Below are 13,384 nucleotides of genomic sequence, written 5' to 3'. Positions count from 1 at the left end.
GATGCGCCGTTGGACTACTCCACTTCGATGCCGTACTCCTGGACGAGTTGCACCAAACCGCCCGTGTAGCCCTTGCCTCCGAGTACGAAATCCCAGTCGCCGTTGGCCCGACGCCGGAACGAGCCGAGGACCAAGGCAGTCTCGCGAGGGCGACCGTCGGAGACCTCAAGCAGGCCAAGCTCTGTCATCGAAGGGTCCAGCAACCGGATGCAGGCATCGGTAAACCCGGACAGATCAGCATCCGGATTCACTTCTGGGTCCACTGCCGCGACGAGGACGAATCGATCAGCTCTTTCCGGCAGCGCCTCGAAGGAAACACTGATAGCAGCCTTGTCCGGCGGGGTGGCGGTCACCGCGCGTACAGAGCCGTCCGATGTCTGAGGATTGTTGAAGAAGACGAAGTGGTCGTCGCTCAGGACTCGGTTGCCGATGCAGACGAGCGCGCATACGTCCAAGGCGACATTGCCGGACCAAGACATGCCCAGCACGTTGAAGTCATCGGGTTGGGCCGTGGCACTCGACGGTGTCGCCGGCGCGGGAGCTGTGCGGTCGCCCTCCCCCAGGCGTCCACGAAGCCCATGCCGATGCAGCAGGTCGACGAGTTCGCTGCCCGAGACGAGTTCCAAGGGCTTGCCGTTGGCGAAGGTATGCGCGCCCGGACCGAAGCCTGATGTTGTGACCAGGACGCCCTTGTTAGCGCCGACGTCCTGAACAGTGCCGTACAGGTCACGCACCGCTGTCGGAGGCACGGTGTTGCGGTAGCGCTTCACCTGCACCACGATCTTGCCGCCCCGGATGGGAGTCGGATCTAATGCGTCGACGTCGACGCCACCGTCATTGGAGCGCTGGGTCGTCACCGCCTGCATCCCCATGGCACGGAAGAGATCCGCCACAAGTGACTCGAACGCGATGGGATCCATTTCGTACAGATTCGGTTCCTCGTCGCCGCCATGACTGACGACGTGGTTTCCGACGTCCCGAGGCCTTCGACTCGGCCGTACGGGAGCGCGCTGGTCAGGCCGGGACGACAGCTGACCCCGAAGCCCATCGACCAAGCAGCTGACGGCGTCCACCTGTTCCAGACTCAGCTCGGTGAACATGGACCTAGGAGCCATAACGGTGGCCAGGAAGATATGTGCCTGCCTTCCGGTCGCCGGATCGTGGTCGTCCACAAATCCGTTCAACGCCACGGAATCAAGTGCCCGGTACTCGTCCGCTGCGAAGAGTTCGTGCAACACCAGCAGAACGCATTGCGCGAGTACATCCCGGTACAGCGCTCGACGCTGGCCCGCTGGACGGGGAGTCTCCTTGTCCTGATCGAGATTGGGCATGTAACGCACCGACTTCGCTGCGGGAGTGATGTCGTACCCGGGTAGCTCCCAGTCGAGCACCAACTGCCGCGCTGCCGAGTCGTAGGCAGCGGAGAGCTGTCGCGGGAGACCTTCCGGCCACGCCGTTGAGGAGTAGAGAGCCGCAGAAAAGTACTCGACGACCGCTTCGACGTCCCCCCGGCTGACTCCCGCGGTCACCTCAGCGATGCCGACGTTGTGCCGACGCACCTCCGACCGTTGAGCTTCGGCCCACTGCTCGTACTCCCGTTGGGACGCCGCCAGCTGTTGCTGTCGTTGAGCTTCCGCGGCCTGCGCCGCATGCCAGTCGCGTTCGAACCGCGCACGTGCTTCGCTCTGCGCTTGTGCTCGCCGACTCGCAGTCCAGCCACCCTGCGCTTGGTAGTGATTCGGATCCGGCATAGGCACAGGGACCCCCATTGGTCCCGGCGAGAAAGGCTCAACCTCCTCGGAACGGATGAGCGCGGCGGCTCTGAATGCCGGGGCTCGGCAGCCAGCAGCCAGCAATCCCTGTAGTGACGCGACCCGCGCTTCGAGTTCCTCGGTCCGCCGCCTGACCTCGGCCTGCCGATACTCCCGGTGGCTTCGAAGCGCCTGGCGTTGGTGGGCACGCGCTTGTCGCTCCTGCTCCCTTCGCTGTCTGGACTGAGCCTCCATCTGGCGCTGCTGCTGGCGCTGCACCTCAGCCCAGACCCCGACCAAACCACTAGAGCGACGACTCATGCGCTAGGCCCTCCCCCGGACGTCGGCACCGTCCGCCGAACGCTGATTGCCCCCACAACCAGCAGTAACGAAACAACTTTATACAGCAACAACCGCCTGGCCCATCAAGTTGCCAAAGGCACATCGCCTCGACTGTCCCCGCAGGCCAGACAGTTAAGGCGCACACCAGAAGCCATGGCTCTGCAGTACCTCCAGCAACCCAAGGAACCGGGGCCCCGTGGTGATCAGGGTGGTCCCCGACCGGCCAGGGCCACATCGATCCACACCCTCAGACCCAACTCAATCCCGGAGTGGTGCTCGAGGAGCTTCAGAGCCCGGCAGGGGCGTTCGAGGCACGGTGACCCGCACACCGGGCTGCCGTCGGCTCGGAGCATCGACAGCAGCCAGCGCAGCGGCTACCTCCGCCTCACGCGTCCCCGCCCAGGGCGTAAGCGATGCGCAAGCGCCCCGGATCGGCCAGAACCCGGGGCGCTTCGGTTTCAACGTCATCTATGCGCTAGCCGGGACAGTCACCTTTTGCTCGGCCCCAGTCGCGTCGTAACCATCAACCGGCGAGGCGGTCGCAGAGCCGTACCGCTCGCGGTCGAGGATGCCCTCACGTCCGGAGACCAGCAACGGGCATACAACTTGACCGGCCACGTTGGTCGCCGTCCGCATCATGTCCAGGACCGGGTCGATCGCCAGGAGCAGGCCGACGCCCTCCAGCGGGAGGCCCAGGGTCGACAGGGTCAGGGTCAGCATCACCGTCGCGCCCGTCAGACCCGCCGTCGCCGCCGAGCCGATAACCGAGACGAAGACGATGAGCAGGTAGTCGCCAACGCCCAGGTTCACGCCGAAGATCTCGGCGATGAAGATCGCGGCGAGCGCCGGGTAGATGGCCGCGCAGCCGTCCATCTTCGTCGTGGCGCCGAACGGCACGGCGAAGGAGGCGTACTCGCGCGGCACCCCGAGCCGCTCGGTGACGCGCTGCGTGACCGGCATCGTGCCCACCGACGACCGCGACACGAACGCCAGCTGGATCGCGGGCCAGGCGCCGCGGAAGAACTGCAGCGGGTTGACCTTGGCGACCGTGGCCAGCAGCAGCGGGTAGACGCCGAACATGACCAGCGCGCAGCCGATGTAGACATCCGCCGTGAAGGTCGCGTACTTACCGATCAGCTCCCAGCCGTACGTGGCGATGGCGTAGCCGATGAGGCCGAGGGTGCCGAGCGGGGCGAGGCGGATGACCCACCAGAGGGCCTTCTGCAGCAGCTCGAGCACCGTCTGGCTGAGATTGAGGATCGGCTCGGCCTTCTCGCCGAGCTGCAGCGCCGCGATGCCCGCGACGACCGCCATGAAGACGATCTGCAGCACGTTGAGCTCGGTGAACGGCGTGATGACGTCCGTCGGCACGATGCCGGTCAGGAAGTCGAGCCAGGAGCCCGCCTCCTCGGGCTTGGCGCCGTCCTTCGCGGTGAGGCCGGTGCCCGTGCCGGGGTTGGTGATCAGGCCGAGCGCCAGGCCGATGGCGACGGCGATCAGCGAAGTGATCATAAACCACAGCAGCGTACGCCCGGCCAGCCGGGCGGCGTTGTTGACCTTCCGCAGGTTGGTGATCGACACCAGGATCGCGAAGAAGACGAGTGGCGCGACGGCAAGCTTCAGCAGCTGGACGAAGATCGAGCCGATCTTGTCGAGGGTCGTGACCAGCCAGCTGACGTCACCGCTGCGGGCGACCCAGCCCAGCAGAACGCCAAGGACAAGGCCCAGAAGAATCTGGGCCCAGAACGGAACCGTCGGTATCAGGAAGCCGGACGGCTTCTTCGCGGGGGCTTGGGGGGTGGACACGGACACACTCCGGCAGGGGGGAAGGCATACGGGGATACGGGGTTACGGGGTTACGGGAACGGGGTGCGGCGGCCGTGTTGGTACGTACGGACGGCAGCGCCGATGCTATGCCGCTCAGCTGCGGCGGCAACAGGCCGCGGACACGCAGCAGTTGCAGCGGCAGAACACGACGGGCAGGCGCGCCATGAGCGGACGCGTCATGGCGTGGCGGTGCGCGGCTGCTGTCGTCATGCCAAACACGTTAACATTTGAACTTTGAGACCTTCAAAGCTCCGCTTTGGGTCACAGGTCCGCCGATACGTCAACACCCCACGGCGGAGCGGCTGCTCCACCATGGGGCGTCAGAGGTGCGTGACGAGCGTTACTCGTAACCCGTAATCCTTAACCCGCCACACGCGCCCCGCCGCTCGTCACGCGTCTTCCTGCGCCTGATTCGCCGCCAGCCGCTCCTTCGCGCGGTCCACCTTCTCCACGATCTGCTCGGACATGGCGTCGCGCTGCTTCCGCAGCAGCACCCAGCTCAGCGGAGCGGACAGGACCAGCGCGAGCAGCAGCACCCACATGAGGTTGGAGTCGCCGAGTCCGGCGGGCAGGACGCGCAGACGGGTCAGGCCCCAGACGACGAGGAAGCAGCCCGCGAAGATGCCGAGGCGCATCGCGGTGTAGCGGAGAGTCGCGCGCTGCTTGCCACTACTGGTGCTGCTTCTGCTGGTGGTGGTGCTGCTCACGGGCCCGACCTTCATCTCTGGCTTCTCTGTTTCTCTGCTTCTCTGAACGTCTCTGGCTTCTTCTCCGGCGGCTACTTCTGCCGCATCCAGTGAAGCACGTCCTATTTTGGATCAATTGATCGGGAGCCACATGGTGATGTCGTCGCGGAAGTCGTCGTCCGCAACCTTGATCGCGCCGGGCACCCGCCCGACCTCCCTGTAGCCGCACGCCCCGTAGAACCGCTCCAGACCGAGGCCGCCCCGGCACGTCAGCCGGATTCCGTCGATGCCGTCCATCCCACGGGCCGCGTCCTCCGCGGCGGCCATCAGCTCACGCCCGTATCCCTTGCCGTGGTGCGAGGGGTGGACCATCACGGTGTACAGCCAGCACCAGTGGCGCATCAACCGGTGCGTGTTGAAGGTGAAGAAGACGGTCGCCGCGACCCGACCGTCCCCATCGCGCCCGACCAGCAGCCTCGTACGGTCCTCCGCCATGGCCGCGAGGTGCTTGACCAGCTCGGGCCGGATGTCGTCGGCGGTCACCGGCGGTACGAATCCGACGGCACCCCCCGCGTTCGAGACGTCCGCCCAGAGTCGGCAGAGGCCGTCGCGCAGCTCGGGGGTTATGGCGGGGTCCAGGTCGAAGGACAGCGGCATGCCCTCGACGATAAATGGATCAGCGGAGCGCCTGGGCGGCTATCCGCAGGTCGGACACCAGGCCCTGGTACACCGCCTCCCGGTCGTCCGCGCGCAGTACGGCGGAGGGGTGGATGGTGGCCACCAGGCACTCGCCCCGCTCCTCGCCCTCCTTGCCCTCCTCCCCCTTCCCGCCGTCTAGCAGCGGGCACGGCAGCAGCATCCCGCGCTGCTTGGTCACCCGGAACGACGGGCCGAGCAGCGCCTTCCCCGCCGTGGCGCCGAGCGCCACGACCACCTCGGGGTCGATCAGCTGCAGCTCGGCAGCCAGCCAGGGCTTGCAGGCGGACAGCTCGCGCAGGCTCGGCGTCTTGTGAATGCGCCGCTTGCCGCGCTCGGGGACGTAATCGAATTTGAAGTGCTTGACGGCGTTCGTGATGTACGTCTCGCCGGGATCGATCCCGGCCTCGTCGAGCGCCTGCGTCAGCACCCTCCCGGCGGGCCCGACGAAGGGCAGGCCCTTCCGGTCCTCCTGGTCGCCCGGCTGCTCGCCGACCAGGACCACGCGGGCGTCCGCGTCGCCCTGGCCGAACACGGTCTGGCTCGCGTTGCGGTGCAGCGGACAGCCACGGCAGCCGGCGGCGGCCTCCCGGAGCGCGGCCAGATCCGCGCCGCCGGGGACGAAGGGGTCGGCGGTGTACGCGTCCTCGGGGCCGGGGCCGGAGCCTGGACCGTGACCGGGTCCGTTCGCGCTGGTCATGCGCCCCGGGTACCCGCGTCGGCAGAACTCAGACCCGTACGCCCCCTCAGACGTACGCCCCTCAGATCCGCACGGCTTCGAGCCCCGTACGCCTCTCCGACCGGTAGGCCGTCAGCCCCCTACGCCCCTCAGACCCGCATCGGCTGCGGGGACTCGCGCCGGTCCGGGTCCGGCCCCGGGTACTCGCGGATCACCTCGTACCGCGTGTTCCGCTCGACCGGCTGGAACCCCGCGTCCCGGATCAGGTCGAGCAGATCCTCCCGGGTCAGCTTGTCCGGCGTCCCGAAGTTGTCCGCGTCGTGCGTGATCTTGTACTCGACGACCGACCCGTCCATGTCGTCCGCGCCGTGCTGCAGCGCCAGCTGCGCCGTCTGCACCCCGTGCATCACCCAGAAGACCTTGACGTGCCGGATGTTGTCGAAGAGCAGCCGGGAGACCGCGAAGGTCTTCAGCGCTTCCGCGCCGGTCGCCATGGTCGTACGGGCCTGGAGGCGGTTGCGGATCTTGCCGTCCTTCATGTCCACGAAGTCGTGCTGGTAGCGCAGCGGGATGAAGACCTGGAAGCCGCCGGTCTCGTCCTGCAGCTCGCGCAGCCGCAGCACGTGGTCCACGCGGTGCCGCGGCTCCTCGATGTGCCCGTACAGCATCGTGCTCGGGGTCTTGAGGCCCTTCTCGTGCGCGAGCCGGTGGATGCGCGACCAGTCCTCCCAGTGGGTGCGGTGGTCGACGATGTGCTGCCGCACCTCCCAGTCGAAGATCTCGGCGCCGCCGCCGGTCAGCGACTCCAGACCGGCGTCGATCAGCTCGTCGAGGATCTCGCTCGCGCTCAGCCCGGAGATCGTCTCGAAGTGGTGGATCTCGGTCGCGGTGAAGGCCTTCAGGGAGACCTGCGGGAGGGCTTCCTTGAGGGCCTTGAGCGAGCGCGGGTAATAGCGCCAGGGCAGCGTCGGGTGAAGGCCGTTGACGATGTGCAGCTCGGTGAGGTTCTCGTTCTCCATCGACTTGGCGAGACGGACGGCCTCCTCGATGCGCATCGTGTACGCGTCCTTCTCGCCCGGCTTGCGCTGGAAGGAGCAGTAGGCGCAGGACGCGGTGCACACGTTCGTCATGTTGAGGTGACGGTTGACGTTGAAGTGGACGACGTCGCCGTTCTTCCGCGTCCGCACCTCGTGGGCGAGGCCGCCCAGCCAGGCGAGGTCGTCGGACTCGTAGAGGGCGATGCCGTCCTCGCGGGTCAGCCGCTCCCCCGCGTGGACCTTCTCCTCCAGCTCGCGCTTGAGCCCCGCGTCCATGGAGCCGCCTCCTATACGTCTGCCAACCGAGCTCCAAACACCGTACTCCCCCAGCCTTCGGCCGGGAGGTGCCCCCATACGCAGTCGCTACCGCGACTGCTACGCGCTCTCGGGCAGCTCGCCGACCCGGTTCTCCCACTTGGTGGAGAGCACGATCGTCGTACGCGTGCGGGAGACGCCCTTGGTGCCGGACAGCCGCCGGATCGTCTTCTCCAGGCCGTCCACGTCGCTGACCCTGACCTTGAGCATGTACGAGTCGTCGCCCGCGATGAACCAGCAGTCCTCGATCTCCTCGAGGTCGCGGAGCCGGCGCGCCACGTCTTCGTGATCGGTGGCGTCGGAGAGCGAGATGCCGATGAGCGCGGTCACGCCGAGGCCGAGCGAGGCGGCGTTGACGGTCGCGCGATAGCCGGTGATCACACCGGCCGCCTCCAGGCGGTTGATCCGGTCCGTGACGCTGGGCCCGGAGAGCCCGACGAGCCGTCCGAGCTCGGCGTACGAGGCCCTGCCGTTCTCCCGGAGTGCCTGGATGAGCTGCCTGTCAACCGCGTCCATTACCTGGAGCCTTCCATTGTTCACAATGTCGAGCGTCAATATAAAGAATCTAAGGTACGCAGGGTTGAGCTGCCTGCGAATCGACCTAAGGATCCAAGGCGTGGGAGCGCACGCGCGCCCGCCGTCCCGCGCCGCTAGTCCTCCCCCCGGGAGCCCCCGATCGCCCCCTCCCAGCGGCGGTACAGCTTGTGCGGCACCCCCGCTGCGTCCAGCACCCGGCCGGCCACGAAGTCCACCAGATCCTGGATGTCCGTCGCGCCCGCGTAGAACGCCGGGGAGGCCGGCAGCACCACCGCGCCCGCCTCGTCCAGCGCCACCAGGTGCTTCAGGGTCTGCCCGCTCAGCGGCGTCTCCCGCACCGCGACCACGAGCCTGCGCCGCTCCTTGAGCGTCACGCTCGCCGCCCGCTGCAGCAGGTCCTTCGACAGGCCGAGCGCCACCCCGGCCACGCAGGCCGTGCTCGCGGGGACGATCAGCATTCCCTTGACCGGGTACGAGCCCGAGGACGGACCGGCGGCCAGGTCACCGGCCGCCCAGTGCCGTACGTCCGACTGCTCGGGCAGGGCCGGCAGGTCGGGCAGCGCGGCCTCGAACCGGTCCGGCGTGCCGTCCGCGCCCCGCGCCAGCCAGCGGCGCAGGTCCTCGCGCCAGTGCGCGTCGCGGAAAGCGATGCCGGTCTCGTCCAGGAGAGTGAGCCGGGACGCCCGGCTGACCACCAGGTCCACCGCCTCGCCCGCGTGCAGCAGGGCACGCAGCACCGCCGCGGCGTACGGGGTGCCGGATGCGCCGGACACCCCGACCACCCACGGTCGGCGCTGCCCGGTGCCGGTGTGATCGTTCGGTCTCGGCTGCGGTGTCGAATGCGGCGGCTCCACGGATCGAGCCTATCCGGAGGCACGGGCGAGGAACCCGGGCGGCCGTCCCGGGCGTTGGAAGGGGTGGAGGAAAGGGGGCTTCCGATGGTGTACGGACCTTCTGGTTACGGGTCGTCCGAGCCTGGTTCGTACGGCTCCGGGCGCTTCGGTCCCGGGCCGTACGGGTACGGGCGGTCGCCGTACGGGGCGGGTCCGGAGGGGAACCGGCCCGCCGCGCCGGGGCGCGGGGCGCGCGCCAGGGCCGCGGCCCTGCTCGTGCTCGCGTGGGCGGCGCTGCTCTGGCTGCTGGAGTCGGTGGACGTGGCGAGCGGACACGCCCTGGACCCCTACGGCATCACCCCGCGCCAGGCCGGCGAGGTGCGGGACATCGTGCCCGCCGCTTTCCTCCACTTCGGATTCGAGCACGTGATGGCGAACACGGTGCCGCTGCTGATCCTCGGCTTCATCGCCGCCGTCAGCGGCATCCGCCGCTTCGTGGGAGTGGTGGCGGTGATCATCCTGGCGAGCGGCCTGGGAGTCTGGATGTTCGCGCCCGCCGGATCCGTCACCGCAGGGGCGTCGGGCGTCGTGTTCGGGCTCTTCGGCTATCTGCTGGTGCGCGGCTTCGTCGACCGTCGGCCGACCTGGGTCGGGATAGGCCTGGTCGTGGCGGTCCTCTACGGGTCGATCCTGTGGGGCGCGCTGCCGACCGGGGCCGGGAGCGGGATCAGCTGGCAGGGCCACCTGTTCGGACTGCTCGGCGGCGTGCTGGCGGCGTTCCTGTTCCGCGAACAGCGACCGAAGGCGCCCATACGCTGAGGCGGGTCCTCACACCCCTGAGCTCACACGTTGACCTCACACGTTGAGCTCCCAGCTGAGCTCACGCGCTCAGCGCACACGTTGAGCTCACACGTTGAGGCCGCGGACCAGCAGATCGAGCAGCGCGCACAGGAACAGCGCGATGCCGATGAAACCGTTGACCGTGAAGAAGGCCCGGTTCAGCCTGGACAGGTCGTGCGGCTTGACGATCGTGTGCTCGTAGAGGAAGGCAACGGCGACGACCACAAGGCCGGTCCAGAAGAACGTCCCGGCCCCGGTCACGGCCCCGTACCAGACCAGCAGCGCGGTGGTCAGGACGTGGCAGGCCCGGGCGCCGTACAGCGCGGCCGGGACCCCGAACCGGGCCGGGACCGACAGCACCCCGTGCGCGCGGTCGGCCTGTACGTCCTGGCAGGCGAAGATCAGGTCGAAGCCGCCGATCCAGATGCCGACGGCGAGGCCGAGGATCACCGCGTCCCACGACCACGCCCCGGTGACCGCGATCCACGCGCCGACCGGGCCCATGGCCTGCGCCAGACCGAGGATCGCGTGCGGGTAGTTGGTGAACCGCTTCCCGTACGGATAGACCACCATCGGGATGACGGCGACCGGGGCCAGGGCCAGGCACAGCGGGTTCAGCAGGGCCGCCGCGCCCAGGAAGAGGACGACGGCGATGAGCGCGCCGGTCCACGCGGACCGTACGGACATCGCGCCGGTGACCAGCTCGCGGCTCGCGGTGCGCGGATTTCGGGCGTCGATCTCGCGGTCGATGATCCGGTTGCAGGCCATGGCGAAGGTGCGCAGGCCCACCATCGCGACGGTGACCAGGAAGAGCTGCCACCAGTGGACGTCCCCGTCGTCGAGCAACATCGCGGTGAGCGAGGCGATGTAGGCGAAGGGCAGCGCGAAGACCGAGTGCTCGATCATCACGAGACGAAGGAAGGCCCGGATCTTGCTCCCCGCCGGTGCGGGCCCCGGCCCGAGGACACCTTCTGCAGCGCTCACAGGCCGTACTCCTTCCAGCGGCGGTCGACCTTCGCCGCCGTATCCGGGTCGGACTGGACCATCTCCGGCCAGCCGCCGTCCCGCGTGTAGCCCTCCTCGGGCAGCTTCCGCGTCGCGTCGATGCCCGCCTTGCCGCCCCAGAACTGCTGGTACGAGGCGTGGTCGAGGTGGTCGACCGGGCCCTCGACGACCGTCAGGTCACGGGCGTAGTCGGTGTTCCCGAGCGCGCGCCAGGCGACCTCGTGCAGATCGTGCACATCGCAGTCGGAGTCGACCACCACGATCAACTTGGTCAGCGACATCATGTGCGCGCCCCAGATGGCGTGCATGACCTTCTGCGCGTGCTTCGGGTACCTCTTGTCGATCGAGACGATCGCGCAGTTGTGGAAACCGCCCGCCTCGGGCAGGTGGTAGTCCACGATGTCCGGCACGATGATCTTGAGCAGGGGGAGGAAGAAGCGCTCGGTCGCCCGCCCCAGCGGCCCGTCCTCGGTCGGTGGCCGGCCGACCACGATCGACTGCAGCAGCGGCCGCCGACGCATCGTCACACAGTCGATGGTCAGCGCCGGGAAGTCCTCCTGCGGCGTGTAGAAGCCGGTGTGGTCCCCGAACGGGCCCTCGGGCAGCATCTTTCCGGGCTCCAACCAGCCCTCGAGGACGACCTCCGCCTGCGCCGGCACCTGGAGCGGCACCGTCCTGCAGTCCACCATCTCGACCCGCTTGCCCTGCACGAACCCGGCGAAGAGGTACTCGTCGATGTCGCCGGGCAGCGGTGCCGTCGACGCGTATGTCACGGCGGGCGGGCAGCCGAAGGCGATGGCGACCGGCAGTTTCTCGCCGCGCCGCGCCGCCACCTGGTAGTGATTGCGGCTGTCCTTGTGGATCTGCCAATGCATGCCGATGGTGCGGCGGTCATGCCGCTGCAGGCGGTAGAGGCCGAGGTTCCGGACCCCCGACTCCGGGTCCTTGGTGTGCGTGAGCCCGAGATTGAAGAAGGACCCGCCGTCCTCGGGCCAGGTGAACAGGGCCGGGAGCTTGCCGAGGTCGACGTCCTCGCCCGTCAGGACGACTTCCTGGACGGGGGCGTCCTTCACCTTCTTCGGCGGCACGTGCGCCATGGTGCCGAGTTTGCCGAAGGCCTCGCGCATCCCGGTGAAGCCGTGCGGCAGCTCCGGCTTCAGCAGCCCGCCGATCTTCCCGCTGATCTCGTCGTAGGACCCCAGCCCGAGCGCCTTGAGGAGGCGGCGGTCGGTCCCGAAGACGTTCATGGCCAGCGGCATCGCGGAGCCCTTGACGTTCTCGAAGAGCAGCGCGGGCCCGCCCGCCTTGTTCACCCGGTCGACGATCTCACCGACCTCCAGGTACGGGTCGACTTCGGCCTTGATGCGCTTGAGGTCGCCGTCGCGCTCCAGCGCCCTCAGGAGCGAGCGAAGATCGTCGTAAGCCATACGCCCCAGTATCCGCCACCTCCTACCCGGAACGCGCCACCGGGGCCCTACCCTGGACGGGTAACCAGGGCCGCACAAGGCCCTCCGCCCTTCTCCAGGGGGACCGCTCCACCATGCTCAGGTATCTGCCCTTCCTGCTGGTCCTGGGGCTGTGGATCTACGCGTTCATCGACTGCCTCAACACCCCTGAGGACCAGGTGCGCAAGCTCCCCAAGGGGGCCTGGGTGCTCATCATCGTCCTCTTCGGCTATCTGCTGTTCGGCTCCCTCGCCTGGCTTCTGGCGGGGCGTCCGCGGCGGTCGGAGAACGAGGGCGCGGCACGGACGTACGGTGCCGGGCGTGGCCGTACGCGCTGGGTCGCGCCGGATGACAACCCCGAGTTCCTCAAGTCCCTGGACCAGGACGGGGAGAAGGACCCGGACCGCGACAACGGGCCTGACGACAGCCGGTCCTGATGATCCCGACCATCGACCTGGGGCCCTGGCTCTCCGGCGACCCGGAGGCGCGCGGGCGGACGGCGAAGACCGTGGACGAGGCGCTGCAGAGTGCCGGATTCCTGCTGGTCACCGGCCACGGCATCGATCCCGCCCTGCGCACCGGGATCCGGGACGCGGCCCGCGCCTTCTTCCGGCTCCCGGCCGCCGCCAAGGAGCCGTACGCGGTCGAGGTCGGGGGCCGCGGCTGGCTCGGGCCCGGCGCGGAGGCGAACGCGTACGCGGAGGGCACGGAGAGCCCGCCGGATCTGAAGGAGTCGCTCTCCTTCGCTGCCGAGGAGCCGACGGGCGACCCCGAGGTCGATGCGGAGTGGTTCCTGCCCAACGCGTGGCCCGCGGAGGCCCCTGAGCTGCGCCCGCTGGTCGAGACGTATCTCGCGCGCATGCGGACGCTGTCCGATGTGCTGCTCGAGCTGCTGGCGGGCGCCCTGGGCGAGCCGCTCGACTTCTTCACCCGGCACACCGGTCACCCGACCTGGGGCTTCAACATCAACTGGTACCCGGGCACGGAGGTCGTGGGCGAGCCCGAGCCGGGCCAGTTCCGCATCGGGCCGCACACCGACTTCGGGACGGTCACCGTCCTGGACCGGCAGCACGGCAAGGGCGGGCTGCAGGTCTTCACGGATGAGGGCGGCTGGGAGGACGCGCCGTACGACCCGGCGGCCTTCACCGTCAACATCGGGGATCTGATGGCCCGTTGGACGGGCGACCGCTGGCGCTCGGGCCGCCACCGGGTGCTGCCTCCGCCGGCCGACGCCCCGGCGGAGGAGCTGATGTCCCTCGTGTACTTCTACGAGTGCGACCCGGGCACGCGCGTGGAGTCGCTGCCCGCGCCGACCGGCAGGGTGGCGTACGAGCCGGTGGACTCGCATACGTACCTGCGGAGCAAGCTGGACGCGATCAACGTGGGTTGAG

At 68.6% G+C, this 13,384-nt stretch carries 13 protein-coding genes; 3 read left to right on the top strand and 10 right to left on the bottom strand.

Going from position 1 to position 13,384, the window contains the following annotated elements; translation table 11 throughout:
• Window positions 1-14 precede the first annotated feature (14 nt).
• The 8 genes from ACTWP8_RS31035 to ACTWP8_RS31000 form a co-directional block, all read right to left on the bottom strand.
• Entirely contained in the window at window positions 15-2,072 is a 2,058-nt protein-coding gene (locus tag ACTWP8_RS31035) for a restriction endonuclease (protein ID WP_443325410.1), read from the bottom strand.
• 489 nt (window positions 2,073-2,561) lie between these two features.
• A complete protein-coding gene (locus ACTWP8_RS31030; protein WP_443325409.1) occupies window positions 2,562-3,899 on the bottom strand; it encodes a dicarboxylate/amino acid:cation symporter in 1,338 nt (445 codons plus the stop codon).
• Window positions 3,900-4,309: 410 nt separating this feature from the next.
• A complete protein-coding gene (locus ACTWP8_RS31025; protein ID WP_443325408.1) occupies window positions 4,310-4,627 on the bottom strand; it encodes a DUF4229 domain-containing protein in 318 nt (105 codons plus the stop codon).
• Window positions 4,628-4,738: 111 nt separating this feature from the next.
• A complete protein-coding gene (locus ACTWP8_RS31020; RefSeq protein WP_443325407.1) occupies window positions 4,739-5,263 on the bottom strand; it encodes a GNAT family N-acetyltransferase in 525 nt (174 codons plus the stop codon).
• Between the two features lie 19 nt (window positions 5,264-5,282).
• A complete protein-coding gene (locus ACTWP8_RS31015) occupies window positions 5,283-6,002 on the bottom strand; it encodes a UdgX family uracil-DNA binding protein (protein ID WP_443325406.1) in 720 nt (239 codons plus the stop codon).
• A 128-nt stretch (window positions 6,003-6,130) separates the two neighbouring features.
• On the bottom strand, window positions 6,131-7,294 hold the full coding sequence (gene mqnE / locus ACTWP8_RS31010) for an aminofutalosine synthase MqnE (RefSeq protein ID WP_443325405.1): 1,164 nt from the start codon (window positions 7,292-7,294) through the stop codon (window positions 6,131-6,133).
• A 99-nt stretch (window positions 7,295-7,393) separates the two neighbouring features.
• Window positions 7,394-7,849: an Lrp/AsnC family transcriptional regulator gene (locus ACTWP8_RS31005; protein WP_443325404.1), complete on the bottom strand. Its 456-nt coding sequence runs from the start codon at window positions 7,847-7,849 to the stop codon at window positions 7,394-7,396.
• 134 nt (window positions 7,850-7,983) lie between these two features.
• Window positions 7,984-8,724: a UbiX family flavin prenyltransferase gene (locus ACTWP8_RS31000; protein WP_443325403.1), complete on the bottom strand. Its 741-nt coding sequence runs from the start codon at window positions 8,722-8,724 to the stop codon at window positions 7,984-7,986.
• Window positions 8,725-8,808: 84 nt separating this feature from the next.
• Between ACTWP8_RS31000 and ACTWP8_RS30995 the strand changes: the two genes are divergently transcribed.
• A complete protein-coding gene (locus ACTWP8_RS30995; RefSeq protein ID WP_443325402.1) occupies window positions 8,809-9,522 on the top strand; it encodes a rhomboid family intramembrane serine protease in 714 nt (237 codons plus the stop codon).
• 87 nt (window positions 9,523-9,609) lie between these two features.
• On the opposite strand, the gene mqnP is transcribed toward ACTWP8_RS30995, so the two are convergent.
• Together mqnP and ACTWP8_RS30985 are read right to left on the bottom strand one after the other, a co-directional pair.
• Window positions 9,610-10,527 carry a menaquinone biosynthesis prenyltransferase MqnP gene (gene mqnP / locus ACTWP8_RS30990; protein ID WP_443325401.1) on the bottom strand — a complete coding sequence of 306 codons (918 nt, stop codon included), beginning with the start codon at window positions 10,525-10,527 and terminating at the stop codon, window positions 9,610-9,612.
• Complete coding sequence (locus tag ACTWP8_RS30985) at window positions 10,524-11,975, bottom strand: menaquinone biosynthesis decarboxylase (protein WP_443325400.1); 1,452 nt, start codon at window positions 11,973-11,975, stop codon at window positions 10,524-10,526. Before ACTWP8_RS30985 ends, mqnP begins: the two co-directional genes overlap by 4 nt.
• Before the next feature lie 113 nt (window positions 11,976-12,088).
• Here ACTWP8_RS30985 and ACTWP8_RS30980 point away from each other — a divergent pair, with 113 nt between their 5' ends.
• Window positions 12,089-12,430 (top strand): PLDc N-terminal domain-containing protein, encoded by a 342-nt coding sequence (locus ACTWP8_RS30980; protein ID WP_443325399.1) that lies wholly within the window; start codon window positions 12,089-12,091, stop codon window positions 12,428-12,430.
• Complete coding sequence (locus ACTWP8_RS30975) at window positions 12,430-13,383, top strand: isopenicillin N synthase family dioxygenase (RefSeq protein ID WP_443325398.1); 954 nt, start codon at window positions 12,430-12,432, stop codon at window positions 13,381-13,383. The genes ACTWP8_RS30980 and ACTWP8_RS30975 overlap by 1 nt, the downstream gene beginning before the upstream one ends.
• Window position 13,384 lies beyond the last annotated feature (1 nt).

The organism is Streptomyces sp. 7N604 (assembly GCF_052245475.1).
Classification (GTDB): domain Bacteria; phylum Actinomycetota; class Actinomycetes; order Streptomycetales; family Streptomycetaceae; genus Streptomyces.
Note: the sequence above shows the minus strand (reverse complement) of the source record. Positions and strands in the feature narration are given on the sequence as shown.

Coding starts and splice junctions, on each gene's coding strand:
- ACTWP8_RS31035 (WP_443325410.1), bottom strand. CDS start 2,072: ATGAGTCGTCGCTCTAGTGGTTTGGTCGGGGTCTGGGCTGAGGTGCAG.
- ACTWP8_RS31020 (WP_443325407.1), bottom strand. CDS start 5,263: ATGCCGCTGTCCTTCGACCTGGACCCCGCCATAACCCCCGAGCTGCGC.
- ACTWP8_RS31015 (WP_443325406.1), bottom strand. CDS start 6,002: ATGACCAGCGCGAACGGACCCGGTCACGGTCCAGGCTCCGGCCCCGGC.
- mqnE (WP_443325405.1), bottom strand. CDS start 7,294: ATGGACGCGGGGCTCAAGCGCGAGCTGGAGGAGAAGGTCCACGCGGGG.
- ACTWP8_RS31005 (WP_443325404.1), bottom strand. CDS start 7,849: ATGGACGCGGTTGACAGGCAGCTCATCCAGGCACTCCGGGAGAACGGC.
- ACTWP8_RS30995 (WP_443325402.1), top strand. CDS start 8,809: ATGGTGTACGGACCTTCTGGTTACGGGTCGTCCGAGCCTGGTTCGTAC.
- ACTWP8_RS30985 (WP_443325400.1), bottom strand. CDS start 11,975: ATGGCTTACGACGATCTTCGCTCGCTCCTGAGGGCGCTGGAGCGCGAC.
- ACTWP8_RS30980 (WP_443325399.1), top strand. CDS start 12,089: ATGCTCAGGTATCTGCCCTTCCTGCTGGTCCTGGGGCTGTGGATCTAC.
- ACTWP8_RS30975 (WP_443325398.1), top strand. CDS start 12,430: ATGATCCCGACCATCGACCTGGGGCCCTGGCTCTCCGGCGACCCGGAG.